The sequence below is a fragment of the Azonexus sp. MM2026_4 genome (assembly GCF_055901855.1).
Map to the genome: position 1 here is coordinate 2,534,706 of NZ_CM148380.1, position 25,852 is coordinate 2,560,557.

23 protein-coding genes and 1 tRNA gene are annotated in these 25,852 nt (G+C 66.2%); 6 read left to right on the forward strand and 18 right to left on the reverse strand.

Annotation, left to right across the window (positions count from 1 at the left end; genetic code table 11):
- Window position 1: 1 nt before the first annotated feature.
- From AC0KWY_RS11960 to AC0KWY_RS11990, 7 genes are all read right to left on the reverse strand, one after another.
- Window positions 2-751 (reverse strand): electron transfer flavoprotein subunit beta/FixA family protein, encoded by a 750-nt coding sequence (locus AC0KWY_RS11960; RefSeq protein WP_474025719.1) that lies wholly within the window; start codon window positions 749-751, stop codon window positions 2-4.
- Entirely contained in the window at window positions 748-1,638 is an 891-nt protein-coding gene (locus AC0KWY_RS11965) for an amidohydrolase family protein (RefSeq protein ID WP_474025720.1), read from the reverse strand. Before AC0KWY_RS11965 ends, AC0KWY_RS11960 begins: the two co-directional genes overlap by 4 nt.
- On the reverse strand, window positions 1,635-2,384 hold the full coding sequence (locus tag AC0KWY_RS11970; protein WP_474025721.1) for a crotonase/enoyl-CoA hydratase family protein: 750 nt from the start codon (window positions 2,382-2,384) through the stop codon (window positions 1,635-1,637). Before AC0KWY_RS11970 ends, AC0KWY_RS11965 begins: the two co-directional genes overlap by 4 nt.
- A 7-nt stretch (window positions 2,385-2,391) precedes the next feature.
- Complete coding sequence (locus AC0KWY_RS11975) at window positions 2,392-4,251, reverse strand: feruloyl-CoA synthase (protein ID WP_474025722.1); 1,860 nt, start codon at window positions 4,249-4,251, stop codon at window positions 2,392-2,394.
- A 36-nt stretch (window positions 4,252-4,287) separates the two neighbouring features.
- Window positions 4,288-6,072 (reverse strand): acyl-CoA dehydrogenase, encoded by a 1,785-nt coding sequence (locus tag AC0KWY_RS11980; protein WP_474025723.1) that lies wholly within the window; start codon window positions 6,070-6,072, stop codon window positions 4,288-4,290.
- Between the two features lie 75 nt (window positions 6,073-6,147).
- Entirely contained in the window at window positions 6,148-7,602 is a 1,455-nt protein-coding gene (locus AC0KWY_RS11985; protein ID WP_474025724.1) for an aldehyde dehydrogenase, read from the reverse strand.
- 65 nt (window positions 7,603-7,667) lie between these two features.
- The gene (locus AC0KWY_RS11990) at window positions 7,668-8,504 is read right to left on the reverse strand and encodes a p-hydroxycinnamoyl CoA hydratase/lyase (RefSeq protein ID WP_474025725.1); all 837 of its coding nucleotides are present in this window, start codon (window positions 8,502-8,504) and stop codon (window positions 7,668-7,670) included.
- A gap of 220 nt (window positions 8,505-8,724) precedes the next feature.
- Between AC0KWY_RS11990 and AC0KWY_RS11995 the strand changes: the two genes are divergently transcribed.
- Together AC0KWY_RS11995 and AC0KWY_RS12000 are read left to right on the forward strand one after the other, a co-directional pair.
- Window positions 8,725-9,228 carry a MarR family winged helix-turn-helix transcriptional regulator gene (locus AC0KWY_RS11995; RefSeq protein ID WP_474025726.1) on the forward strand — a complete coding sequence of 168 codons (504 nt, stop codon included), beginning with the start codon at window positions 8,725-8,727 and terminating at the stop codon, window positions 9,226-9,228.
- Window positions 9,229-9,286: 58 nt separating this feature from the next.
- Window positions 9,287-10,183 (forward strand): LysR substrate-binding domain-containing protein, encoded by an 897-nt coding sequence (locus tag AC0KWY_RS12000; RefSeq protein ID WP_474025727.1) that lies wholly within the window; start codon window positions 9,287-9,289, stop codon window positions 10,181-10,183.
- A gap of 21 nt (window positions 10,184-10,204) precedes the next feature.
- On the opposite strand, the gene pobA is transcribed toward AC0KWY_RS12000, so the two are convergent.
- On the reverse strand, window positions 10,205-11,374 hold the full coding sequence (gene pobA, locus AC0KWY_RS12005) for a 4-hydroxybenzoate 3-monooxygenase (RefSeq protein ID WP_474025728.1): 1,170 nt from the start codon (window positions 11,372-11,374) through the stop codon (window positions 10,205-10,207).
- Between the two features lie 407 nt (window positions 11,375-11,781).
- On the opposite strand from pobA, the gene AC0KWY_RS12010 reads away from it, so the two are divergent.
- A complete protein-coding gene (locus AC0KWY_RS12010) occupies window positions 11,782-12,654 on the forward strand; it encodes a helix-turn-helix domain-containing protein (protein ID WP_474025729.1) in 873 nt (290 codons plus the stop codon).
- A gap of 38 nt (window positions 12,655-12,692) precedes the next feature.
- Here the strand turns inward: AC0KWY_RS12010 and AC0KWY_RS12015 are convergent, their stop codons facing one another.
- From AC0KWY_RS12015 to AC0KWY_RS12025, 3 genes are all read right to left on the reverse strand, one after another.
- A complete protein-coding gene (locus tag AC0KWY_RS12015) occupies window positions 12,693-14,018 on the reverse strand; it encodes a TRAP transporter large permease (RefSeq protein WP_474025730.1) in 1,326 nt (441 codons plus the stop codon).
- Entirely contained in the window at window positions 14,011-14,535 is a 525-nt protein-coding gene (locus AC0KWY_RS12020) for a TRAP transporter small permease (RefSeq protein ID WP_474025731.1), read from the reverse strand. Before AC0KWY_RS12020 ends, AC0KWY_RS12015 begins: the two co-directional genes overlap by 8 nt.
- A 68-nt stretch (window positions 14,536-14,603) precedes the next feature.
- Window positions 14,604-15,638: a TRAP transporter substrate-binding protein gene (locus tag AC0KWY_RS12025; protein ID WP_474025732.1), complete on the reverse strand. Its 1,035-nt coding sequence runs from the start codon at window positions 15,636-15,638 to the stop codon at window positions 14,604-14,606.
- 268 nt (window positions 15,639-15,906) lie between these two features.
- Here AC0KWY_RS12025 and AC0KWY_RS12030 point away from each other — a divergent pair, with 268 nt between their 5' ends.
- A complete protein-coding gene (locus AC0KWY_RS12030; RefSeq protein ID WP_474025733.1) occupies window positions 15,907-17,076 on the forward strand; it encodes a multidrug effflux MFS transporter in 1,170 nt (389 codons plus the stop codon).
- A gap of 225 nt (window positions 17,077-17,301) precedes the next feature.
- Here the strand turns inward: AC0KWY_RS12030 and AC0KWY_RS12035 are convergent.
- Together AC0KWY_RS12035 and AC0KWY_RS12040 are read right to left on the reverse strand one after the other, a co-directional pair.
- A tRNA-Arg gene (locus AC0KWY_RS12035) sits at window positions 17,302-17,378 on the reverse strand.
- Between the two features lie 54 nt (window positions 17,379-17,432).
- The gene (locus AC0KWY_RS12040; RefSeq protein ID WP_474025734.1) at window positions 17,433-17,924 is read right to left on the reverse strand and encodes an NlpC/P60 family protein; all 492 of its coding nucleotides are present in this window, start codon (window positions 17,922-17,924) and stop codon (window positions 17,433-17,435) included.
- Between the two features lie 62 nt (window positions 17,925-17,986).
- On the opposite strand from AC0KWY_RS12040, the gene AC0KWY_RS12045 reads away from it, so the two are divergent.
- Together AC0KWY_RS12045 and AC0KWY_RS12050 are read left to right on the forward strand one after the other, a co-directional pair.
- Window positions 17,987-19,438 (forward strand): NAD-dependent succinate-semialdehyde dehydrogenase, encoded by a 1,452-nt coding sequence (locus AC0KWY_RS12045; RefSeq protein ID WP_474025735.1) that lies wholly within the window; start codon window positions 17,987-17,989, stop codon window positions 19,436-19,438.
- Window positions 19,438-20,100, forward strand: coding sequence for a glycine-rich domain-containing protein (locus AC0KWY_RS12050; protein WP_474025736.1), 663 nt, complete (start codon window positions 19,438-19,440; stop codon window positions 20,098-20,100). The genes AC0KWY_RS12045 and AC0KWY_RS12050 overlap by 1 nt, the downstream gene beginning before the upstream one ends.
- An 8-nt stretch (window positions 20,101-20,108) precedes the next feature.
- Here AC0KWY_RS12050 and AC0KWY_RS12055 read toward each other — a convergent pair whose 3' ends face one another.
- From AC0KWY_RS12055 to AC0KWY_RS12075, 5 genes are all read right to left on the reverse strand, one after another.
- Window positions 20,109-21,095, reverse strand: coding sequence for an SPFH domain-containing protein (locus AC0KWY_RS12055; protein WP_474025737.1), 987 nt, complete (start codon window positions 21,093-21,095; stop codon window positions 20,109-20,111).
- Window positions 21,096-21,110: 15 nt separating this feature from the next.
- Entirely contained in the window at window positions 21,111-22,802 is a 1,692-nt protein-coding gene (locus AC0KWY_RS12060) for a putative bifunctional diguanylate cyclase/phosphodiesterase (protein ID WP_474025738.1), read from the reverse strand.
- Entirely contained in the window at window positions 22,783-24,087 is a 1,305-nt protein-coding gene (locus AC0KWY_RS12065; RefSeq protein WP_474025739.1) for an HD-GYP domain-containing protein, read from the reverse strand. Before AC0KWY_RS12065 ends, AC0KWY_RS12060 begins: the two co-directional genes overlap by 20 nt.
- 3 nt (window positions 24,088-24,090) lie before the next feature.
- Complete coding sequence (locus AC0KWY_RS12070) at window positions 24,091-24,819, reverse strand: type III pantothenate kinase (RefSeq protein ID WP_474025740.1); 729 nt, start codon at window positions 24,817-24,819, stop codon at window positions 24,091-24,093.
- Between the two features lie 236 nt (window positions 24,820-25,055).
- The gene (locus tag AC0KWY_RS12075; RefSeq protein ID WP_474025741.1) at window positions 25,056-25,850 is read right to left on the reverse strand and encodes a biotin--[acetyl-CoA-carboxylase] ligase; all 795 of its coding nucleotides are present in this window, start codon (window positions 25,848-25,850) and stop codon (window positions 25,056-25,058) included.
- Between the last annotated feature and the right edge of the window lie 2 nt (window positions 25,851-25,852).

Sequence of the window (25,852 nt, forward strand, 5' to 3'; positions counted from 1 at the left end):
ATCAGATCACCTTCGCTTCGTTCTTCAGCTTGGCCACCAGTTCGGCGACGTCCGCCACCTTGACCCCGGCGCTGCGCGAGGGCGGTTCGGCGACTTTCAGGGTGCGCAGGCGCGGCGTCACGTCGACGCCCAGCTCGGCGGGCGTCAGCGTGGCGAGTGGTTTCTTCTTCGCCTTCATGATGTTGGGCAAGGTCGCGTAACGCGGTTCGTTCAGGCGCAGGTCGGTGGTGATCACAGCCGGCAGCGCGAGCTGCAGCGTTTCCAGGCCGCCATCGATTTCCCGGGTGACCGTGGCCTGGCCGTCGGCGATCGCGATCTTCGAGGCGAAGGTCGCCTGCGGCCAGCCGGCGAGCGCGGCCAGCATCTGGCCGGTCTGGTTGGCGTCGTCGTCGATTGCCTGTTTGCCGCAGATCACCAGTTGCGGCTGCTCCCGGTCGCACAGGGCTTGCAAGAGTTTGGCGACGGCCAGCGGCTGCAGTTCGGCATCGCTGTCGACCAGGATGGCGCGGTCGGCGCCGATGGCCAGCGCCGTGCGCAGGGTTTCCTGGCAGGCGGCGACACCGCAGGAGACGGCGACGACCTCGCTGGCGATGCCGGCTTCCTTGAGGCGGACCGCCGCTTCGACGGCGATTTCGTCGAAGGGGTTCATGCTCATCTTGACGTTGGCCAGGTTGACGCCGCTGCCGTCCGCCTTGACGCGGATCTTGACGTTGTAGTTGACGACCCGTTTGACCGGGACCAGTATCTTCATGGCTTTCCTTCCGTGGAATGAGGGCGACCGAGACCGAGCAGGCGCATCGCGTTCTGCTTCAGGATCAGCGGCGCAACTTCCGGCCGGAAGCCGGCCTTCGCGAAATCGGCCAGCCAGCGGTCGGGGGTGATCAGGGGAAAATCGGAGCCGAACAGGGTGCGCTCCTTGAGCAGCGTGTTGGCGTACTGCACCAGTTGCGGCGGGAAATAGCGCGGCGACCAGCCGGAGAGGTCGATCCAGATGTTCGGCTTATGCAGGCACAAGGACAGCGCCTCGTCCTGCCACGGCCAACTGGGGTGGGCCATGACGATCTGCATGTCGGGGAAATCGATGGCGACGTCTTCCAGCAGCATCGGATTGGAATTGCCGACGCGCAGCCCGCCGCCGGCGCGCATGCTGCTGCCGATGCCGGAATGGCCGGTATGGAAGATCGCCGGCAACTGGTACTCGGCGATCACCTCGTAGAGCGGCCAGGCGAAACGCTCGTAAGGCTGGAAGCCCTGCACCGTCGGGTGGAACTTGAAGCCGCGCACGCCGTGCTCCTCGATCAGCCGCCGCGCCTCGCGGGCGCCCATGACGCCTTTGTGCGGATCGATGCTGGCGAAGGCGATCATCATGTCGGCATTGGCCCGCGCCGCCTCGGCAATTTCCTCGTTGGGAATGCGCCGGCGGCCGATCTGCGCCTCGGCATCGACGGTGAACATGACCAGGCCGATCTTGCGTTCGCGGTAGTAGGCGACGGTCTCGGCAATGGTCGGCCGGCGGTCCGAACCGAAATACTTGTCGGCGGCGCGATCGAATTCGTCGCCAAAGGGGTCGTGGCCCTGGCAGCACGAGACTTCGGCGTGCGTATGGAAATCGATGGCAATCAGCTCGTCGCAATTCATGACGCTTGCCCCCTATCCAGGAAAGCGCCGATCCGCCCGGCAACTTCGGGCCCGGTCTGGGTCAGCGCCGCGGTCAGCGATTCGACGAAGAAGCCGTTGCCGGCGCTCATTTCGGCAATGCGCGGCAGCGCCGAAACGATCGCCCAGTTGGCCAGGCTGGCGTTTTCCAGCACCTGGCGCGCCAGCGTTTCGGCCCGGGCCAGTGCTTCGCCGGGACCGACCAGGTAGTGCGACAGGCCAAGGCGGGCGCCTTCCTCGGCGTCGAGCCGGCGCCCGGTCAGCATCATCTCGCCCATGCGGTCGGCACCGATCAGGCGGGCAATGCGCACCGAGCCGCCGCCACCGACGAACACCCCGTGGCGCCCTTCCGGCAACTGGTAGAAGCTGGTGCTGTCGGCGACGCGAATATGACCGAGCGCCGCCAGTTCGAGGCCACCGCCGATCACCGCGCCGGACAGCGCGACGATGATCGGCCGGCCGCTTTCCTGGAGGCGGCTGAACAGCCGCTGCCAGCGCTGCGAGATGGCGAACACCGCCTGCGCATCGCGCGCCCGATGTTCGGCGAGGTCGAGACCGGCGCAGAAATGCGGCCCCTGGCCGGCGATCAGGATCGCCCCGGCGCTTTCCGGCAGGTTGTCGACCGCCCGCTCGATCGCGCCGAGCAGCGCGCTGTCGATCGCGTTGCGCTTGGCCGGCCGCGCCAGCGTCAGGCGCAGCAGGCGGTCGCTGAAGTTGACGTCGAGCATGGGCGTCTCAGCCGGCGATCAGGAAGGGGTCCTGACCGGCGTACAAGGCCTCGATCAGCTCGGTGCGGCGGGTCAGCACCGCGCGCTGGTTGATCGAGCCCTTGTCGGTGACTTCGCTGTGGTCGATCGACGGCAGGGTTTCGAGCAGGCGCAGCCAGGCGATGCGGTTGGCCGAGCCGGTCGCCGTGCGGTTGAGGCGCGTCAGCAGGCCGGCGAAATGCTCGCGCACCTTCGGGTGGGTCATCACCGCGAAGAGGTCGGCATCGTCGCCGAGGCCGGCCAGTTGCCGGCACTCGGGAACCCGCGCGAAAACCAGCACGCCGATCTCGTCGCGGTTCATACCGGCGACGACGATGTCCTGGACATAGGGCGCGCCCTCGGTGATCACCTTGGCGCGCAGCGGCCCGACGCTGACGAAGGTGCCGGAGGAGAGCTTGAAGTCCTCGGCGATGCGGCCGTCGAAGACCATGCCCAGTTCGGGCCGGGCTTCGTCGACGAACTTCAGCGCGTCGCCGGTGCAGAAATAGCCGTCGGCGTCGAACACCGCCCGCGTCTGCTCGGCGTTGCGCCAGTAACCGGGCATCACGTGCGGGCCGCGCATGCGCGCCTCCAGCTTGCCGTCGGTCGGCACCAGCTTGACCTCGCAGCCGGGCGCCGGCAGGCCGACGTAGCCGGCGCCGATGACGCCGCCGGTGGAGAACAGGCAGGACGGCGAAGTCTCGGTCATGCCGAGGCCGACCATCATCCGGATGCGGTGCCCGCAATGCGCTTCGGTAACCCGGTCGAGGCGGTCCCAGGCGGCCTGCGAGAGGCCGGCGCCGGCAAAGAAGAAGAGCTTGAGCTTGGCGAAGAAGACCTCGCGCAACTCGGCGTCGTGCTCAAGGACGACGGTCAGGTCTTCCCAGGCCTTGGGCACGTTGAAATAGACGGTCGGCGAAATCTCGCGCAGGTTGCGCAGGGTTTCGGCGAAGCGCTTGGGGGTCGGCTGGCCGTCGTCGATATAGAAGCTGCCGCCGTTGTAGAGCGCGATGCCGACGTTGTGGCTGCCGCCGAAAGTGTGGTTCCACGGCAGCCAGTCGACCAGCACCGGCGCTTCTTCGGCGAACACCGGGAAGGTCTGCAGCAGCATCTGCTGGTTGGCGCAGAGCATGCGCTGGGTCGTCGTCACCGCCTTCGGCAGCTTGGTCGAGCCGGAGGTGAACAGGAATTTGGCGATGGTATCGGGGCCAACGGCAGCGTTGGCGGCATCGACCGTGGTCGGTTCGACCTGCAGCAGTTCGGCGAAAGGAATGCTGGCGCGCTCGGACAACTCGCCTTTGCCGAGAACGACCGTGACCTCAGCGTCGATCGCGCCGGCGATCGCCCGCGCGAAGGGCTCGCCGGCGGCAGCATAGACGACGCTCGGAGTGACCGTGCCGACGATGTGGCGCAGCTTGCCGAAGTCGGTGGCGACCAGCGAGTAGGCCGGCGACACCGACGAATACGGAACGCCGGCGTACATCGCGCCGAGCATCAACTGGATGTGTTCGAGGTCGTTGCCGGACAGCACCAGCAGCGGCCGTTCGACCGAGACACCGTGGTCGAGCAGCCACTGGCCGATGCGCCGCGCACGCTGGAGCATCTCGCCGTAGCCGATGCGAATCCACTCGCCATCCGGACCGCGGGCGGCCATCAGCGTGCGTTCCGGGAAATCGCGGGCGCCGTCGACCAGACGGTCGGTCAGGCGCGGCGGGTAATCGCCGAGCGCTTCGAGCGGCCGGATATGCCAGACGCCGTCGGCGTCGTGGTGGATTTCGGGGGGCGGATGGCCGATGCTGACCGGGCGAAAATCACTGTCGATGACGGTTTGGAAAGCTGGGTTGTTCATGTTGTCTCCTCTTTTTTTCTGTGGGTCTGGCGCCGGCTAGCCGTGCAGCGCCGCATCCGGCGCCGCGACGACGCAGGCCGCGGCCTGCACCGTCTCGCTCCAGGCACGGACCTGCGGCGCGTAGGTGGCGAACCAGAAATCGGCGATGGCGAGCACGCCGCGCAGGTAGTCGGCGTTATCGGCACCGGTGGCCAGCCCGGCGTGCGCGGCGCGCGCCGCCCGGGCCACCTGCCAGCCGGCGCAGACCAGGCCGCTCAGATGCAGGAAGGGCACGGCGGCGGCCTGGACCAGCGCCGGCGCCCCCTGGCCCTGGGCGAGCAGGAAGTCGAGCGCGCGCTCGAGGTCGGCAAGATTGACCGACAAGGCGTGGGCGTGGCCGGCCAGGTCGTTCACCAGCGCCAGGGCGGTGGTCTCGGCGCGGATGTCGGCAAGCAGCTCGCGCAGCGTGGCGCCGTTCTCGCGCAGGATCTTGCGGCCGACCAGGTCGTTGGCCTGGATGCCAGTCGTTCCCTCGTAGATCCGGGTCACCCGCGAATCGCGGTAATGCTGGGTGATGCCGGTTTCCTCGACGAAGCCCATGCCGCCGAAGACCTGGATCGCGTCGTCGCAGACCAGGTTGCCGGTTTCGGTGTTCCAGGCCTTGAGCACCGGCATCAGCAGGTCGATGTAGCGGCGGCAGCGGGCAGCGGCTTCCTGGTCGGGATTGTGCCGGGCGTGGTCGAACCAGCCGGCGGCGGTGTACACCAGCGCGCGCATGGCGAAGATGCGCGTGCGCATCGCCAGCAACTGGCGCTTGACGTCGGGATGCGCGGCGATCGGCAGGCCGGCCGCCCCCAGCACCTTGCCCTGGACGCGCTCGCCGGCGTAGCGCAGCGCCATCTGGTAGGCGCGCTCGGCGAGCGCGACGCCATGGACGCTGACGCCGAAACGGGCGTCGTTCATCATCACGAACATGTATTCGATGCCGCGGTTCAGCTCGCCGACCAGATAGCCGACGGCACCGCCATGATCGCCGTAGGCCAGCGTGCAGGTCGGGCTGCCGTGGATGCCGAGCTTGTGTTCGAGGGCGACGGCGCGCACGTCGTTCTTCTCGCCCAGGCTGCCGTCGGCATTGACCAGGAACTTCGGCACCAGGAACAGCGAGATGCCCTTGATGCCGGGCGGCGCGTCGGGCAGCCGGGCGAGCACCAGATGCACGATGTTGGCGGCCAGTTCGTGGTCGCCGTAGGAAATGAAGATCTTCTGGCCGGACAGCCGGTAGCTGCCGTCGCCGGCCGCGTCGGCGCGCATGCGCACGGCGGCGAGGTCGGAACCGGCCTGCGGCTCGGTCAGGCTCATGTTGCAGGCCCATTCGCCGGAAACGATCTTCGGCAGATAGCGCGCCTTGAGCGTTTCGTCGGCGGCCACTTCGAGCGCCTCGGTCTGGCCGAGGGTGAGCTGCGGCAGCATGGTGAACGCCAGGTTGGACGAGAACCACATTTCCCAGACCGGCGCCCACAGCGACTTGGTCAGCCCCTGACCGCCGTACTCGGCAGGCAGCGACAGGCCGAGCCAGCCGCTGGCGACGAACTGGTCCCAGGCTTCCTGCCAACCGTTCGGCACGACGACCCGGTCGCCGTCGAGGCGGCAGCCTTCACGGTCGCCGACCTTGTTGAGCGGCGCCAGCACGCCGGCCGCGAACTTGTCGGCTTCCTCGAGGATGCTGTGCACGAGGTCGGGTTCGGCGTCGGCGCAACCCGGCAGGGCGGCGATCCGGTCGATGCCGACCAGATGGTCGAGGATGAAGCGCATGTCGCGCAGGGGCGCAGCGTAACTGTCCATACGAATTTCCAGAATTGATCGTTTGACGCGGCGGGACGGCCCGGCAACGGACCGCCCCGCCCTTGAGGCAGTGCCTTACACCGGGTAGTGGCGATGCGTGGTCTGGATGGTGATCCAGCGCAGGTCGGTGAATTCGGCAACGCCGGCCTTGCCGCCGAAGCGGCCGTAACCGGACGCCTTGACGCCACCGAAAGGCATCTGCGCCTCGTCATGCACGGTCGACGAGTTGATGTGGCAGATGCCCGACTCGATGCGCTTGGCAACCGCCAGCGCCCGCCCGATGTCCTTGCTGAACACCGACGCCGACAAGCCATACTCGCTGTCGTTGGCCAGGCGGATCGCCTCTTCGTCGCTATCGACGCGCAGCACCGTGACCACCGGGCCGAAAGCCTCTTCCCGGTACAGCTCCATTTCCGGCGTCAGGCCGTCGACCAGCACCGGCTGCAGCACGGCGCCGTCGCACTGGACTGCCCCGGTGGGCAGGCTGGCGCCCTTGGCGACGGCATCGGCGACCAGGCGCTCGACGCGCGCCGCCGCTTCCGGCGTCACCATGGCGCCGAGGATGCAGCCTTCGCTGCCCGGCTTGCCGGCCCGCATCGTCGCCAGCTTGGCTGCCAGCCGCTCGACGAAGCTCGCGGCAATGCTGCGCGAGACGATGATGCGGTCGGTTGACATGCAGATCTGGCCCTGGTTGAAGTAGGCGCCGAAGGCCGCCGCCGTCACCGCCTCGTCGAGGTCGGCGTCGTCGAGCACCAGCATCGGGTTCTTGCCGCCCAGTTCGAGCACCGCCGGCTTCAGGTACTTGGCGGCGAGCTGGCCGATGATCCGGCCGACGTGGGTCGAACCGGTGAAATTCACGCGCTTGACCGCCGGGTTGGCGATCAGCCGCTCGACAATGGCCGGCGCGTCGGCCGGCGCATTGGAAATCACATTGACCACGCCGGCCGGGAAGCCGGCTTCGACAAAGACCTCACCGATCAACCGGTGCAGGCCCGGGGTCAGTTCGGAAGCCTTCAACACGACGGTGTTGCCGCAAGCCAGCGGCACGGCGATGGCACGGGTGCCGAGGATCACCGGCGCATTCCACGGCGCGATGCCGAGCACGACACCAGCCGGCTGCCGCACCGCCATCGCCAGGTTGCCGTCGATGTCGGAGGGAATCACCTCGCCGCCGACCTGGGTGACCAGACCGGCCGCATCGCGCAGCATGTTGGCCGCCAGCATGGCGTTGAAGCCGTACCAGATCGGCGTCGAGGCCGCTTCGTCAACACCGGTGGCGACGAACTCCGGCGCCCGCCGGTCCATGATGTCGGCCGCTTTCAGCAACAACGCGCGGCGGGCGCTCGGGGCCAGCACCGACCAGGCCGGAAAGGCGGCGGCAGCAGCAGCCACCGCGGCATCGGCATCGGCCAGCGTGGCCGCGGCAGCCAGCGTCGCAACTTCGCCGCTGACCGGATTGCGCCGCTCGAAACTGGCGCCATTGGCGGCCGGACGGCTTTCGCCGCCAATCAGCAATTCAACTTTTCTCATCGTCTCCTCCTGGATAGGAATTCCGGCGCCCCGTGGGGCCACCGGTATTTTTTTCACGCTGGCGCTTACTTGGCGCGCTGATAGGTTTGCAAACCCGGCTTCAGGGTCTTGTCGTCGAGGAACTGCTTCATGCCTTCCTTGCGCCCCTGCTCCGGGTCGCGGCCGATGCACTGGTCGAGCTTGGCGTACAGGTAGTCCTCGTTCTGATCCCAGTCGAGTTCGCGGCAGCGCTTGAAGCCGTTCTTGGCGTAGCGCAGCACGACCGGGTTCTTGGCGAGCAGCTTCCTGGCCAGGGCGACGACCTCGTCGCGCAACTGGGCGCGCGGCACGCTCTTGTTGACCAGGCCCATCGCGGCCGCCTTCTGGCCACTGAACGGCTCGCCGGTCATGATGTAGTACAGCGATTCGCGGTGACCGACGGTATCGGCCATCGCCTTGCTGACCAGGTTGCCCGGCGGGATGCCCCAGTTGATTTCGGACAGGCCGAAGGTCGCTTCGTCGGCGGCGATCGCCAGGTCGCAGGCGACCAGCGGCGAGAAACCGCCGCCGAAACACCAGCCGTTGACCATGGCGATGGTCGGCTTGTTGTACATGCGCAGCAGTTTCCACTGCCATTCGCAGGCCTCGCGACGCGAACGTTCCTGGAAGATTTCCGGCTTGCCGTCGGTCTCGCGGAAGTATTCCTTCAAGTCCATGCCGGCCGTCCAGGAATCACCGGCGCCGGTCAGCACCAGGACCACGGCCTCCTCGTCGAGTTCCAGCGTCTGCAGTACATCGATCATCTCGCGATTGAGCGTCGGGCTCATCGCGTTGCGCTTTTCCGGGCGATTCAGCGTGACCCAGGCAATGCCCTCTTCGAGCTCGACCTTCACGCAGCTCCAGCGGCCTTCATACTTGGACATATTCTGTCTCCTTAGTGGTTGGAAATATCAGGCTACCTGATATGAGACGAATAATAAGGGATAAAAATAAAAACGCAATACCCTGCAATCGATTCCCCAATGATTAATTTTTGCCACTCCCCTGACGACAGTCGGCTGCGGTAAGATCGCACCTCGATATCAGGCAACCTGCCAACAGTCACCTATCCAGAAAACCACCGGGAATCCATCGAGAATCGCCATGAACTCACTGATCGGCGGCCTGAGCAGCCAAGACAAGCTCCGCCCCAGCGGCTTCTGCTACCTGATCGGCCGCCTCGACCACGCGGTCAACCGGCGCATCCGCGACGCGCTGACGACGCTCGGGCTGAGCGTCGCCCAATACACCGCGCTCTCCTTCCTCGAGTCGCAGTCGCAGATCAGCAACGCCCAACTCGCCGAGCGCTCGCTGATCTCGCCGCAGTCGGCCAACGAGATGATCAAGCTGATGGAGAAGAAGGGCTGGGTCGAACGGGCGCCCGACCCCTCGCACGGCCGCATCGTCCGCCTCAGCTTGACCACGGCCGGCCAGGCGCTGCTCGACCAGGCGCATGAACAGGTTGCCCGCCTCGAGAGCGGCATGCTGACGAAGCTCAGCGCCACCCAGCGCAGCGCGCTGCAGCAGAATCTACGGCAGGTGCTGCATACGCTCAGCGCGATCATGATCGATCCCGCCCTGGCCGGCGAAGCGGGCAAGGACAGCTGAAATGCACGCCGACAGCGGCCGCCATCGGCCATCGCGACCTGTTACCGGAGTCACTTGAATGGATCTCAAACAGCTGGAGTATTTTGTCCGCGTCGCCGAGCTCGGCAGTTTCACGCGCGCCTCGATCCTCCTCGACATCGCCCAGCCGGCGCTCAGCCGCCAGGTCCGGATGCTCGAACTGGAATTCGAACAGAACCTGCTCCTGCGCAACGGCCGCGGCGTCGTCACCACCGACGCCGGCAAGCTGCTGCTCGAATACGGTCGCGGCATCCTCTACCAGGTCGAACGCATGCGCGAGGAACTCGGCCGGGCGCGCGGCGCGCTGGTCGGCCACGTCGCCCTCGGCCTGCCGCCGAGCCTGCTGAAGATCCTGGCGGTGCCGATCTTCCGCGAATTCAAGGAGAACTTCCCCGCCGCCAAACTGGCGATCCGCGAGGGCATGAGCACCGGCATGCACGAATCGCTTGTTTCCGGCCGCCTCGACGTCGCCCTGCTCTACAACGCGACGCCATCGCCCGACGTCGACCTGACGCCGCTGCTGGAAGAAGAGCTCTTCCTGGTCAGCCCTGAAACCGACAGCCGGCCGACCACACCGGTCGCCATCGACGAGCTGCCCGACTATCCGCTGATCGTTCCCAGCCGCCCCAACGCGATCCGCATGCTGATCGAAAGCGCACTCGCCAACCTCGGGCTGCGGCCGAGCATCGCCTTCGAGGTCGACGGGATCAACGCCATTCTCGACCTGGTCGGCGAAGGTTTCGGCTACGCGATCCTGTCGCAGACCGCCGTCGCCAACCTGGCCGGCGAGCGCAAGTTCCGGCTGCGCTCGGTCCAGGGCGACGGGCTGAAAGCCAAGCTGTCGCTGGGGATGAACTCGCACCGCCAGATCACCGCGACGCAGCGGGCGCTGATCGAGCTGATCCAGCGTGTCGTCGCCACCCGCCTGGCGCAGTAGCCGGCGGGTGGCAAGGCCGGCTCAGAACGGCAGGCCGACGTAGTTCTCGGCCAGCGAGCGCTGCGCCGCCTCCGACGAGAACAGGTAGTCGAGATCGGTCTGCTGCAGCTTCTGGTCGTAAGGCAGGCTGTCCGGGAAGGTGTGCAGCATCGTCGTCATCCACCACGAGAAGCGCTGCGCCTTCCACACCCGGGCCAACGCCTTGGCCGAGTAGTTGTCGAGACCGTTGTCGTCGCCCTGCTTGTAGTGGTCGACCAGCGCGTGATACAGGTAATAGATGTCGGAAGCGGCGCTGTTCAGACCGCGGGCGCCGGTCGGCGGCACGATGTGGGCGGCGTCGCCGGCAAGGAACAGATTGCCGTAACGCATCGGCTCGGCGACGAAGGAACGCAGCGGGGCGATCGACTTCTCGATCGACGGGCCGGTGATCAGGCGCCCGGCCACTTCTTCCGGCAGGCGCCGCTTCAGTTCTTCCCAGAAGCGCTCGTCCGACCAGTCCTCGACCGAGTCGCTGAGCGGCACCTGGACGTAATAACGGCTCAGTACCTGCGAGCGCAGCGAGCACAGCGCGAAACCACGTTCGTGGCGAGCATAGATCAGTTCCGGCGACACCGGCTTGGTGCGCGACAGCACGCCCAGCCAGCCGAAGGGATAGACCTTCTCGTACTCCTTCAGCACGTTCTTCGGAATCGACTTGCGGCTGACGCCGTGGAAGCCGTCGGCGCCGATCACGTAATCGCAGTCGATGCGCACGATCTCGTCGCCCTGGCGGTAAGTCACGTAGGGCGTCCCGGTGAGGTCGTGCGGCTGCACGTCCTCGGCGTTGTGGATGACGATACCGTTCATCCGGTCGCGCGCTTCGTAAAGATCGCGGGTCAGTTCGGTCTGGCCGTAGACGACGACCGAGCTGCCGCCGCTGTACTTGTGCAGATCGACGCGGCTCTGCTTGCCATCGTGGGCGATGATGAAGCCCTCGTGGATTTCGCCCTCGCGGTCCATGCGCTCGCCACACTGCGCCTCGCGCATCAACTCGGCAAAGCCATGTTCGAGAACGCCGGCCCGGATGCGACTCAACACGTACTCGCGGCTCTGCCGTTCGAGAACGACCGTCTCGATGCCCTGCAGGTGCAGCAACTGGGAAAGCATCAGGCCCGAGGGGCCGCCGCCGATGATACAAACACTGGTTTTCATCCTTGTCTCCTGTTGGATTGAAGCAACCGCCCGGAGAAACCCGCGTCGGGCCTTCCGGCAATCGAATCGTTACGTCCGTGGCTCCGGACTGCTTGCAAGACTAGGGGCTGGCGCGCTCAAAGTATTGGACGATCAAGGCAATCAATTGGACTTTTCATTTAGCAAAAACCATATATCTGCTATGCGGGAATGGACCGATCGCGGTTTCCCGAGAGCCCTCCGCGAAATCGGCGAGACAGGCATAGCAGCTTGGTGCAGCGCAGCATCCGGTGCCCCCGCGGTCGCGGCGGGCGAAGGCCGCACAAACCACGTCGGAAAAATCTCGCCGGGCGCAACGAATTGCACTTTTTCGACAACACAGGTCAAAATACCCGGGGATTACGCCGACCAAAGGGTAGCGAAGAGAGATGAGCATTCTTGTTCCAGAGTTTTCGCTTTATGGCGAAACCCGAACCGAAATCGTCCGGGAATTTCTCCATATCGAGAAAATCTCCGCCCGCAGTGCGGCACGCAACTGGCAGATCGAAACCCATGTGCACAACGGACTGCTGCAACTGCTGTTCGTTTTTTCCGGCAACGCACGCATCCGTCTCGACAGCGAGGAACAGGACTACGGCGCCGCGTTTGCCGTGGTCATTCCCGAGGGCGTCATCCATGCCTTCAAGTTCCAGCCCGGCACCGAGGGCTGCGTGCTGACCCTCGATGCCGGAGGTCTTGCCAGCGCCTCGCCGGACGGCACCCAGATGTTTTCGGTGCTGCGCGGCGGAGCGGAAGTGATCGCCTTGTCCGCCGACGACATGGCGGGACGCATCCGCGGCATCCTCGAGCCGATCGAGGCCGAGTTCGCGAACCCGGGGGCTGGCAGCACAACGCTCTACGTCTGGCTGGTTCGTTCGCTGCTGCTGCTTCTGGTACGCGCCACGCTACGTCAGGAGGACGCGCAGCCGGACGACGGCATGCGTGCGACGGCCCAACGCTTTCAGCAGATGATCGAGCAACACCATCTTGAGCACTGGTCAGTCGGCCGCTATGCCCAGCATCTCAATCTCAGCGAAAGCCGGCTCAATCGCCTGTGCGAGAAACGCTTCGGCCGCACGGCATTCGCCCTGATTCAGGAGCGCCTGTTGCTGGAAGCCCAGCGACGCCTGATCTACACCGGCGTTCCGGTTTCCCAGCTTGCCTACGAACTGGGCTTTTCCGACCCGCCGTACTTCTGCCGCTTTTTCAAACGCCTGACCGGGCACTCGCCGGGCACCTTCCGCGGACAGAACCAGCAATAGGCAACGGCCGCCCGAGGGCGGCCGTGCGGCACTAGGCTTCAGCCGAAGAACTTCAAGGCAACGAGGGAAATACTGGGGAAAAGCAGCAGGATGCCGATACGCAGCACATCCCAGGCCAGGAAAGGCATCACACCGCGGAAAATGGTGGCCATCGGGATGTCCCGGGCGATGCCGCCGATGATGTAGACATTCATCCCGACCGGCGGCGTGATCAAGCCGACCTCCATGACGACCAGGGCGACGATGGCAAACCAGATCGACTTGTCGTCGGCGCTCAGCCCCCAGTAATCCATGCCGAGAATGATCGGCAGGAAGATCGGGATGGTCAGCAGGATCATCGACAGGCTGTCCATGACGCAGCCGAGCAGCAGGTAGACGACGATGATCGCCAGCAATACCGTCCACGGTCCGAAGCCCATCTGCTGCACCCAGTTCGCCGCCTCGGCGGGAAGCTGGGAAATCGCCATGAAAGAATTGAGGGTGTCGGCGCCGAGCAGGATGAGGAACATCATGCCGGTGCCCTTGGCCGTGCCGAAACAGCACTCCAGCAGCCCCTTGCCCTTCAGGCCGCCGGATTTCCAGGCGACGACCCCGGTCGCCAGGGCGCCGATGGCAGCCGCCTCGGTGGGCGTGAACAGGCCGCCGTAGATGCCGCCGATCACCACCAGGAACACCAGCAGCACCGGCCAGGTTTCGATCAGCGCCTCCAGGCGTTCCCGCCAACTGTGACGCGGCGACCCGGGACCGGCGGACTCCGGATTCACGCGGGCGACGATCGAAATCACCACCATGTAGCCGATCGCGGCCAGCACGCCCGGCACGAAGGCGGCGAGAAAAAGCTTGGCGATGTTCTGCTCGGCGAGGATGCCGTAGATGACGAGCGGCACCGACGGCGGAATCAGGATGCCGAGCGTGCCGCCGGCGGCCAGCGAACCGGCGGCCAGCGAGTGCTTGTATTGATGGCGCCGGAGTTCGGGCAAAACGACGTGGGCCATGGTCGCCGCCGTCGCCAGCGACGAACCGCAGATGGCGCCGAAGCCGGCGCAGGAGGCCGTGCCGGCCATCGCCATGCCGCCCCGCCAGTGCCCGATGAAGGCGTTGCCGGCCTTGAACAGGGAGCGCGACAGGCCGCCGTGAGTGGCGAACTGCCCCATCAGCAGGAACAGGGGAACGACCGACAGGTCGTACAGCGAAAACCGTCCGTAAGGGGCATTCTTCAGGAAGCCAAGCAGGGGATCGAGCCCGGAAACCCAGACATAGCCGATGGCCCCGGTCAGGAACATCGTGATGCCGACCGGAATCCGCGCCGCCATGAAGAACATCATGACCCCGCCCATGATCAAGCCTATCGTCGTGCTACTCATCTTGATCTCCAAGCAATTCGCCGTGGGCGGTATGCAATGCGGCAATGCCGAGCATGACGAATGCCAGCACGACCGGAACATAACCCCACCAGACCGGCAGGTTGAGGACCATGCTCGCCTCGCCGAACTCACGCAGTTCGCCCATGCCTTCCCAAATCCGCCAGGCCAGAAAAAATGCGCAGGCCGCCAACAGCAAGGCGGCAAACGCGTCGAGCAGGCGTTTCAGGGAAGCCGGCGCCCAAAGCGTGAAGAAATCCACGAACACATGCCCTTTCTGGAACTGGCAGTAAGGCAGACAGAGGGCGATACCCACTGCCGACAGCATCTGCACCAACTCGAAGTCACCGCCCACCCCGCGCCCGATGACCATACGCAACAGCACGCTGACCGCCGACAGCAGCATCTCGATCACGAACGCCGCACCGGCCATGATCGCCATCGCCTGACACAACTTCTCGATCGTCCGCCCCACCGCCCCCAGCTTGCGCGCCCGGGGCTCATCCATCACTTCAGCCATCTCGCTCTCCGCTTCCTTCGACAGCGGGCCGGCAGCACAACCTGGCGTGCCACCGGCCCGCCCCCGAATCATTTTTTGGTCGCGTATTGATCGACCAGGGCGTTGGCCTCGGCGAGCAACTTGTTGCCATCGACGCCCTTGGCCGACACCTCCTTGACCCATTCGTCGTTGACCGTCCTGGCGGTGTTTTTCCACTTGGCGGTTTCTTCTGCCGGAATCTGGTAGATCACGTTGCCGTTCTTCAGGGTCGCGCTACGGCTGGCAGCGTCGGCGCTCTTCAGCTGGGCACTGACCCAGGCCGAGGTCTCGCGACCGCTGTTGGCGTCGATCACCTTTTTCAGGTCGGCGGGCAGGCTGTCGTACTTCTTCTTGTTCATGACGAAAACCATGGTCGTCGTCGTCAGCGTGTGGTCGCCGCCGAATTCAGCGGAGAACTTCGTCAGTTCGTGGACCTTCATCGCCGGCACCACTTCCCACGGCAGCATGGTGGCTTCGATCACCCCCTTGGACAGGGCCTCGGACATCTGCGTCACCGGCATGCCGACCGGGCTGGCGCCGAGCGCCGACAGAAGGCGGGTGGTCAGACGGGAAGAACTGCGGATCTTCATGTCCTTGAGGTCGGCCATCACCTTGGGCTGGGCGGCACGCAGGTGCAGGGTGTAAGGGCCGGGCACCCAGGTCGCCAGCGGGCGCAGGCCGGCAAACTCGGTGGCCAGGGTATTCTTCTGCACGAAATCCCAGAGCGCGCGCGAAGAACCTTCCTGCTCGCGGGTCATGAACGGCAGCTCGAAAACTTCCGTCACCGGGAAACGACCGGGGGTATAGCCCGGCAGGGTCCACACCACGTCGGCAACACCGTCGCGGACCTGGGACAGCAGTTGTGCCGGCGTCCCGCCCAATTGCATGGCCGGATAGATCTGGCACTTGATGCGCCCGGCCGACTCGCTTGCAACCTTGTCGCACCACGGCGCGATGAACTTGGTGTGCCCCGGGGCGGTCGGGGGCACGAAATGGGCAACCTTGAGAACGACCTCCTGGGCCGAAACAGCCCCGGGAATCAGCACGGCCAACGCGGCAGCCGCAAGTACATGTTTGACGTTCATGTTTATTGTCTCCGTAAGTCAATTTTGTCGAGTCGCTAAAAACACACCGCTGGAATGCCCGTTAGCTGCACCGATTGTCGTCAAAGGCCCATCCCTCGCATAGCCCGGCCGGCCCATATCAGGTATTGAATATTGCGATACATGTTGCTCGATGTTTATCGCCAAGCCCGGCTAGCCAAATGCGGAATAGCTCCTAGTGGCTTTCCGGCATTGGGCAAAACGATGCCGACCGCTAGAGTTTGTTCCCACACTCATTACGGACAGATTCGTGAGCGAACCCCGGCTTATCCTGCTGATTGCCGGCTGCCTGATGCTGCAGCCGCTATCCACCGACCTCTACCTGGCTTCCCTGCCCCATCTGGCCACCGCATTCGCGGCGCCAAAGATACTGGTCCAGCAGACCCTGGTTTTCTTCTCGGTCGGCTTCGGGCTGATCCAGTTGCTCGGCGGGCCGCTGTCCGACCGCTTCGGCCGGCGCCGCGTCATGCTTGGCGGACTCGCCCTCTACCTGCTGGCAAGTGCCGCCTGCGCACTGTCGCCGAACATCTACCTGCTCATCGCGGCACGTTTTGCCCAGGCATGCGGCTGCTGCATCGCCATCGTCACGGCGCGCGCGCTGATCCGTGATCGTTACCCCCCCGCCATCGGCGCCAGCAAACTGGCCCAGGCCTCCAGCTACATGGCCTTCGCGGTCGTCTCGGGACCGGTGATCGGCGCCCAGCTACAGATTCATTTTGGCTGGCAGGCAGCCTTCATCTTTCTCGCCGGCGCCGCCCCCTTGCTGCTGGCACTGGCCTGGCACTGGCGGGAAACACCGGCCGCCGGCCCAACCGGACCGGCGGCCGGCTATCGCGCCATGCTCGCCCACCCGGCTTTTCGCAGCTACGCCCTCACTGCGGCCCTCAGCTACGGCAACATCTTCGTCTTCATCTCCGGCTCGGCATTCGCGCTGATCGAGTTGCTCGGCGTCTCGACCGGCAATTATGGCTACTGCTTCGCCATTGGCTGCGCCGGCTATCTCGCCGGCGCCTTTCTCTGCCGACGCCTGCTCATCGCGCTGGGAACGGAAAGAACCCTGCTCGCCGGGAGCACGGCAATGGCGCTGGCCGGTGTCGCATTCGTCGCCTGCTGCCTGCTGGGGGTGATGAACTGGTGGTTGCTGGTCGCCTTTCAATGCCTGTCGATGTTCTCGCACGGCATCATCTTCCCTTGCACCCAGATCGGCTCGCTGGCACCGTTTCCCGGCTCGGCAGGGCGCGCGGCCGGGCTGTTCGGGGCAATCAGCATGACCGGTGCGCTGGCCATCAGCAATCTGGTCGGCCTCCTGCTGAACGAAAGCGTTCTGCCGCTCGCCCTGCTGGCCGCCATCACCGGGTTGCTGCAATGGTCGCTGCTGCGCCGCAGCCATCACAACCGGACGCTGAGCCTGGGCCAGTAGGATTCAGACCGTTCAACGCGCCGAGATTCGTTCTCGGAAGAACATGGGATCGTGTCCCGACACGCGGCATAAGGCGCAATCAGGCAGTCACGAACTCCGATCAGGCTGGGCTGCTCGATCCTCATGCGCAGTGAAGGTGGACCAGGCCAGCAGAGGTCGAGGAGGGCTAACCGAGGGCCAACGAAAAAGAGGGTTGGACCTCGACGATCCAACCCTCTGATATTCTGGCCCGCCCGGCGCGATTCGAACGCACGACCCCTGCCTTCGGAGGGCAGTACTCTATCCAGCTGAGCTACGGGCGGAAAGGCCGCAATTGTACCCTCATCAGCGGAAGCGCGTCCATGACTCGCGCTGTTTCAATCGAGCAGGGTACGCGCGGCTTCGTAACGACGCGCGAAGTACTCGCTGTCGAGACGCTCGACGCGGACCCGGCCGTTGGTCGATGGCGCGTGCACGAAGCGCTGTTCGCCGATGTAGATGCCGACGTGCGAGAACGGGCGATTCATCGTGTTGAAGAAGACCAGGTCGCCGGGCTGCAGTTCGTGGCGGCCGACGGCGCGGCCACGGCGGGCGATGTCGGCGGCGCTGCCGCTGACCTTGACGCCGGCCGCCTTGTCGAACACGTAGGCGACCATGCCGCTGCAGTCGAAGCCGGCTTCCGGGTTCTTGCCACCGAAGCGGTAGCCGGTGTCGATCAGCCCCATCGCCAGCATGACGACCTCGCTGGCTTGCCCGCTGACCGCCCGCGGCGCCTGGGTTATAGTTGATCCGCCGCGCGGCCCGGGACTGCCGCAAGCAGCAAGCGCCAGGCAGACGAGCAGCGACAACCAACAGAACAATCGACGCATCGCTTAAAGCCTTTTCTTGAAGTTATTCGTAACTTAACGTTTTTACAGGATTTTTCAAGCCCATGAACTTGCAGAACCCGACTCTCCTGCGCACCGCCAACCTGATCGACGGTCAATGGGTCGGTGCCGACGACGGCGCCACGCTGACCGTCGTCGATCCGGCCAGCGGCGAACGCATCGCCGAGGTTCCCTGCTGCGGCGCCGCCGAGACACGGCGGGCGATCGCCGCCGCCGACGCCGCACTGCCGGCCTGGCGGGCGCTCACCGCGCGCCGCCGCGGGCAGTTGCTGCAGAACTGGAACCGCCTGATCCTCGAGCACACCGACGATCTCGCCGCCCTGATCACCGCCGAAGGCGGCAAGCCGCTGGCCGAGGCGAAGGGCGAGACGATCTACGGCGCCTCCTTCGTCGAGTGGTTCGCCGAGGAAGGCAAGCGCACCTACGGCGAGAGCATCCCCAGCCCGGCGTCAACCACCCGGCTGCTCGTGGTCAAGCAGCCGATCGGCGTCTGTGCCGCGATCACGCCGTGGAATTTCCCGCTGGCGATGATCACGCGCAAGGTGGCGCCGGCGCTGGCCGCCGGCTGCACGGTCGTCGTCAAACCGGCCGAAGCGACGCCGCTGACCGCCCTGGCGCTGGCCGCCCTGGCCGAGCAGGCGGGCTTCCCGGCGGGCGTCTTCAACGTCGTCACCGGCCAGCCGGCGGCGATCGGCGGCGAACTGTGCGCCAATCCGACCGTGCGCAAACTCTCCTTCACCGGCTCTACCGCAGTCGGCAGGCTACTGATGGCGCAGTGCGCACCGACCGTCAAGAAGCTGTCGCTCGAACTCGGCGGCAACGCCCCCTTCATCGTCTTCGACGACGCCGACGTCGACGCCGCGGTTGAAGGCGCGCTCGCCGCCAAGTACCGCAACACCGGCCAGACTTGCGTCTGCGCCAACCGCTTTCTGGTCCAGTCGGGCATCTACGAAGCCTTCGCCACCCGCTTCGCCGAGCGCAGCGCGCAGCTCAAGGTCGGCGCCGGCAGCGAAGCGGGTGTCGCCCAGGGGCCGCTGATCAACGCCGCCGGCCTGGCCAAGGTCGAGGCCCACGTCGCCGACGCCGTTGCCAAGGGCGCCCGCGTGCTGTGCGGCGGCGCCCGCCACGAACGCGGCGGCAACTTCTTCCAGCCCACCGTGCTGGCCGACGTGACGCCGGCGATGCGCGTCGCCCGCGAGGAAACCTTCGGCCCGCTGGCGCCGCTCTTCCGCTTCGACAGCGAGGCAGAAGCGGTGGCGATGGCCAACGACACCGAGTTCGGCCTCGCCGCCTATTTCTTCAGCCGCGACGTCGGCCGCTGCTGGCGCGTCGGCGAGGCGCTGGAATACGGCATGGTCGGCGTCAACACCGGGATGATCTCGAACGAAGTGGCGCCCTTCGGCGGCATCAAGCAGTCGGGAATCGGCCGCGAAGGGTCGAAGTACGGGATCGAGGAATACCTCGAGGTCAAATACCTCTGTTTCGACGTGCGCTGATGAAGTTCGTCCTCCTCGCTTCCGTCCTGTGCGGCGTCTGGCTGGCCTGGCGCAAGTGGCGGCAAGCCGGGAGGACGCGCTTCATCGAGCAGTTCCCGCTGCAGGAAAAGCTCGACCGGCGCCTGGCGGCACGCCGCCCGGAACTCGATGCAGCACAGCGCAGCGAAGTCTTCGCGGGCCTGCGCGACTACTTCCTGATCTGCAACACCGCCGGCCGGCAGATGGTGGCGATGCCGTCGCAGGCGGTCGATGACGCCTGGCACGAGTTCATCCTGTTCACCCGCCACTACCGGCAATTCTGCGACCGCGCCTTCGGCCGCTTCCTGCATCACACGCCGGTCGAAGCGATGCGCTCGCCGACCGAGGCCGGCGAAGGGCTCAGGCGCGCCTGGCGGCTGGCCTGCGCGCACGAGGGGATTAACCCGAAACAGCCGCAGCGCCTGCCGCGCCTGTTCGCGCTCGATGCGGCGCTGGGCATCGCCGGCGGCTTCGTCTACCAGCTCGACTGCCTGGCCGCCGGCGGCACCGGTCGCGACGGCTACTGCGCCAGCCACATCGGTTGCAGCAGCGGCTGCAGCGGCGATTCGGGCAGCGCCGACGGCGGTGGTGGCAGCGACGGCGGGGGGTGTGGTGGCGGTTGCGGCGGTGGCGGCGGCGACTGACGCCTTGTTCAGCCGAGCTTCTTCAGCAGTTCCGCCTTCTTGGCGTCGAATTCTTCTTGGGACAGGATGCCCTTGCCGACCAGCGCGTGCAGTTTTTCCAGCGTCGCCACCACCTCGTCGGCAGTGAGCGCAACCGGCGCCGCTGGCGTCGCCGCGGCCACCGCCTGACCAACCATCTGGCCGAAGCCGAGACCGGCGCCCATCGCCGCCAACCCGCCTTCGTTGCGCGCCGCGTCGGGAATGCTGCTCGCCACCTGGTACTGCGTGTAGCGCGTCAGGTCGCCGACCATACCCATGGCAATGCGCTGGTCGAGCACCTTCTGCAGTTCGTCGGGCAGGGAGAAATTCTGCAGCACCAGGGTATCGAGCTGCAGGCCGAGTTCGCCGAAAGCTGCCGCCGCCCGCGCCTGCATCGCCTGGGCAAGCGCTGCCTGGTTGGCGGCCAGATCAAGGAAGGGAATCGCCGACTGGGCAAAGAGATCGCCCAGGCCGGCCACCAGCAGGCTGCGCAACTGGCCTTCCAGTTCATCGCGGTCGTAGCGCTCGGCGCTGCCGGAGACCCGGCGGAAGAAGAGCGTCGGGTCGGCAACGTGATAGGCGTAGGTGCCGTAGGCGCGCAGGCGGACGGCGCCGAATTCGCGGTCGCGGACCGTCACCGGCGTCGCCGTCCCCCAGGTGCGGTCGATCTGGCGCCGGGTCGAGAAGAAGTAAACGTCGCTCTTGAACGGCGATTCGAACAGCTTGTCCCAGTGGCGCAGGTTGGTGAGCAGCGGCAGCGTGGATGTCGTCAACCGGTAGCGACCGGGAGCGAAGCTGTCGGCGATCTGCCCTTCGTCGACGAACAGCGCAGCCTGCGCTTCGCGGACGGTGAGGCTGGCGCCGTTCTGGATTTCCTGGTCGGCCACCGGGTAACGCCAGACCAGCGTGCCGTCGCCGGGCTCCGTCCATTCCAGGACGTCGATGAACTGCTTGCGGATGAAGCTTCCCAGTGACATCTGCAACTCCCTTGTTCAGTGCTGCTGTTCGCTTTGATACCAGACGACGAATTCCTCGATCGCCATCGGCTTCGCGTAAAAATAACCCTGGCCGGCCGTACACCCAAGCGCCAGCAACTGATCGCGCTGCTGCTCGTCTTCGATGCCCTCGGCCAGCGGCATCATGCCGAGATCGCGGGCGAGGTCGACAATGGTGCTGACGACGCGCAGGCTGTCCGGCGAATCGAGCATGGCGACGACGAACGAGCGATCGACCTTGAGTTCGTTGAGCGGCAGGCTGACCAGGTAACTGAGCGACGAATAGCCGGTGCCGAAATCGTCGAGGGCGATCCGGCAGCCCAGCTTGCGCAGCCGGTGCATGATCGACGAACCCTTGGCGCGGTCGAACATCAGCGCCGACTCGGTCAGTTCAAGGGTGAACCGTTCGCCGGGGATGCGCCAGGTCAGCAGGTTCTGTTCGAGGAAGTCGGGCAGATCGTCGTCGAGCATGTCGGCGGCGGTGAGATTGAACGAGAGGCCGATGCCGATGCCGGCCTTTTCCAGTTCGGCGGCCGCCCGCATGACGGCGCGCAGCAGCCAGTCGTTGAACATCAGGCGCCAGCCGTTTTCCTCGATCATTTCCATGATCAGCGGCGGCGGCACCCAGCCGGTTCGCTCGTGTCGCCAGCGCAACAGCAGCTCACCGCCGATACAGCGGCCATCGGCCAGATCGTTCTGCGGCTGCAGGTGCAGCTCCAGCGTTTCCTGGAACAGTGCCTCGCGCAATTCATCGGCCAGCTCGTGGCGCTGCTGCCAGCTTTCGGCAAAACCGGCGTCGAACCAGGCGAAGGACTGCCGCCGCCCCTGCGCGCCCCAGCGCGCCAGACGTGCGGCATGCAGGGCCGTCTCGGCGCTCGCTCCGTGCTGCGGCAGCAGCGCCGCACCGATGGTCGGCCGCACCATGACCTTGCGGCCACTGAACAGCGGTACCGGTTCGCCGAACATCCGTTCGATATGGGCGGCGGCCAGGGTCGGCTGCGACATCACCTTGATATCCGGCAGGACGACCAGCCACTCGCCTTCACGGCCGATGAAGACCCGGTCCTCCTCGCGCAGATGGCGGGCCATGCGCCGCGCCAGCGTCGCCGGCAGGCGTTGCAGGTCGTTGGCGTCGAGGTAGGTGAAGGAATCGCGGTTGGTCAGCGAGATCGACAGCAGGCCGACCACCCGGCCGCCCTGCAGGAGCTCGCGCAGGAAGCGCAGGGCGGCCAGCTCGCCGGGCAGGCCAATGGCTTCCTGCTGCGCCAGCTCGTCCACCTCCAGCACGCAGGTGACGGCGGCGTTGACGCTGCGGCGCAAGGTAGCGACCAGGGAGAGCAGCACCCGGCCGACGCTGTCGCGCCCGCCGAGCAAGACCGTTTCGCAGGCCTCGACGATATCGAAGAACCAGCGCAGGATTTCGACCTGACCGTAACCCCGGCCCAGCAGTTCGTGCCAGGCGCGAATCCAGCGCTGCTGCCAGTCGGGATCGGCGATTTCGCCAGGCAGCACATCGGTTAGCTCGAGGAAATGCAGCAGCGCGGCGTCCGGCTCGCTGCGCGCGAATTCCGCCGCCAGCGACGCCTTCCACAGCGGCGCCAGGCTGGCCAGGGAACGCAGGTCGTCTTCACCCAGATTGAAGGCGGCAAAATCGATCAGCGATTCCGGGCTAGCCGAGGTAGTAGTCATGCGACGACAGTCCATAGGCATCGTTCGGCAGCGCCCGGGCAATACGCAGCGCGGCCAGCTCGGGCTGGCGCAGGTCGACGAGGCGGTAATCGCGGACCGGCAGCTTGCCCTGATCGAGCATCAACAGCACGCGCGGGCGCGAACGCTGGACGCGGTTCTGCTGGATCACCACGCCGACCTCGCCGGATTCGAATTCGACCAGCACGCCGATCGGGTAAAGCCCGACGCATTGCACGAACTGCTCCATCAGCACCGGGTTGAACTGCTTGCCGCGTTGCTGGAACAACTCCTCGAGCGCTTCCTGGTGGCCGATGGCGTTGCGGTACGGCTTGTTGCGCAACATCGCGCAGAAGGCATCGACCAGGCCGGCGATTTCCGCGGCCAGGCCGATGCGTTCGAAGCGCAGGCCGCGCGGATAACCGCTGCCGTCCCAGCGTTCGTGGTGGCGGGAGACGATCTGCAGCACGTCGCCCGGCAGCTTGCCCTGGGTGGTCAGGATTTCCAGAGAACTGGCGACGTGCGAGCGCACCAGTTGCCGCTCCGCGTCGGTCAGCGCTTCCTTCTTGGCCAGCACTTCGGCCGGCACCTGGGTCTTGCCGACGTCCTGCAGCAACCCGGCGATCCCCAGTTCGAGCAGTTGCTGGCCGCGCCAGCCGATATGCCCGCCGAGCAGCAGGGCATGGACCGCGACGTCCATGGCATGGTCGAAGCTGTACTGGTCGAGACTCTTCAGGCGCAGCAGCCACATCACGGCATCGGGATTGCGCTTCAGGCTGCCGGCGATGTCGCGCACGCCTTCGCGGACATTGGCGAAATCGAACTGCATTTCCGCGGTGACGTTGCGGAAGGTCTGCTTCAGGGCTTCGAGCAGGTCGTCGTAGCGCGGCTCGATGTAATCGAGTTCGCGGGTCAGCGAACGGACGTGCTCGTCGCCTTCCTGGCCGTGCAGGAGGTCGAGGAAGCGACGGCGGCGCTGGCGCAGCACGACCTGTTCCGCCGTCGGCGGCAGGGCGCTGCCGGCAAATTCCTCGTCCTGGCTGCCTGCCCCGCTCAACGGCGCCGCCTGCAACTGGCGATCGACGCGCTCCTTGGGCGGCGTGAAGTGCTCGTTCAACGAGCGCGAACGGTCGATCTGCACGAAACGGCACTTCTTGCGAAAAATCTCGACCTGCTCGGGCTTGCTGATGATGAAACCCTGCAGGGCGAACGAAAATTCGGTCCACGGGCAGTCCGGTTCGGTGATGAACATGCCGATCTTCAGTTCGGCAACCGGAATGATTTCCATGGATCAGGTCTCTCTGGACGTTTCGCGGGCCAGTTCCAGCAGCCCGTACATGGGTAGATTGTCCATCCGCGACATGCTCATGGCAAGGAAAGGCTGCAACAATCCGGCATTGCCGCCCGACAGCAGGCAATGCCGCGCGCTCCCCGGCAGCCGCGACCAGGCCCGTTCGATGGCGCCGACCTGCGCCTCGATGGCACCGCTGACGATGGCGTCGTCGGTGCATTGCGGCCAGGCGCGATGTTCCCCGGCGGCAAAGGGCAAGCCGGCGGTGTCGCGGGCCAGCGCGCCGAGCATCAACTGTTGTCCGGGCAGGATCAGGCCACCCAGGAAGTTGCCGTCGCCATCCAGCGCGTCGATCGTCGTCGCGGTGCCGGCCATCACCACCAGCAGCGCCCCCGGGCGCAGGGCCCGGGCACCGATCAGCGCGCACCAGCGGTCGACGCCGAGACGGCCGGGATCGCGATAGCCGTTACGCACGCCAGCGGCCTGCGCCGTGCTCCGCACCGCTTCGAGCCGCCCGCCCCAGTCGCCGAGCGCGCCCCGTATCCTGGCCTCGGCATCGCTGCCGGCGACGTTGGCGAGCATGATGCGACGCGGTACCGGCCACTCGGCCCGGATTTCACTCAGGGCGGCGCCGTCGGCCTGCGGGCAACTGCCGCTACGACACCAGCCCGCGCCGTCCCACAGGCCGTACTTGATGCGGCTGTTGCCGCTGTCGATGCAGAGGATCATCCTTGAAACCTCAGTTGAACGCGGCCGCTGGCGCGTTTGGGCGGGATGGCCGGCGCGAAGCGACGACGCGGCAGGCTCATGCCTGCAAGGAGGAGCAACAAAGCCGGGCGCCCGTCCAGACGCGCCAGCGGCCGCGTAGCGCCATCACCCAACGAATGAGTCGTATCGCAAGCGCGGAAGTCAGCATTCATGCGGCTGCACAAGGAGAAATAAGCGGTCAACTGAGGTTTCAAGGATCATGCGCCCACCCGCAGGCTGACATCGCCGGCGAGGATGCGCTCGCAGCCGGTGGCGGTTTCCAGCAGCAGCGCGCCGTCGTCGGCGACGCCGCGGCAGATGCCGCTGCGCTCCGGGCAACCGTCCTCGATCAACCGCACGGCCCGGTCCTGCCAGGCATGGCGCGCCTGCCATTCGTCCCTGACGGCGGCAAAGCCGCGCTCGGCGAAGTCGTCGAGCACGCCGAGCAGGGCGGCGAGGATCGTCGCCAGCAGTTGATGGCGCTCGGGCAGCACCGGCAGCGCCTGCGCCAGCCCGGCGACCGGCTGCGCGAACTCGCCTGCCGGCGTCTGCAGGTTGAGGCCGATGCCGATGCAGACCTGCGCCTCGCGCCGACCGCCGGCCAGCTCGATCAGGATACCGGCCAGCTTGGCGTCACCGGCCGGGGTTGCGAGCAGCACGTCGTTCGGCCATTTCAGGCGGACGCCGGTGGCGCCCAGGCGTTCCAGCGCCCGCAGCAGGGCGACGCCGACCGCCAGCGACAGGCCTCCGAGGCCGGCCAGCCCGCGCTGGCTGCGCCAGAGGACGGAAAACATCAGGCCGCCATCGGCGCTCGCCAGCCAGCTGCGCCCGCGCCGGCCGCGACCGGCCGATTGCCGGTCGGCAACGATGACGGTACCGGAGGGCGCGCCACGCTCGGCGCGGCGCAACAATTCGCTGCTGGTGGAGTCGCACTCGGCCAGCGCGTCGACGTCGAAACGGCCGGCCAGAGGGCCGAGCCGCGCTTTCAACAGTACAGGATCGATCAGGGGCATGC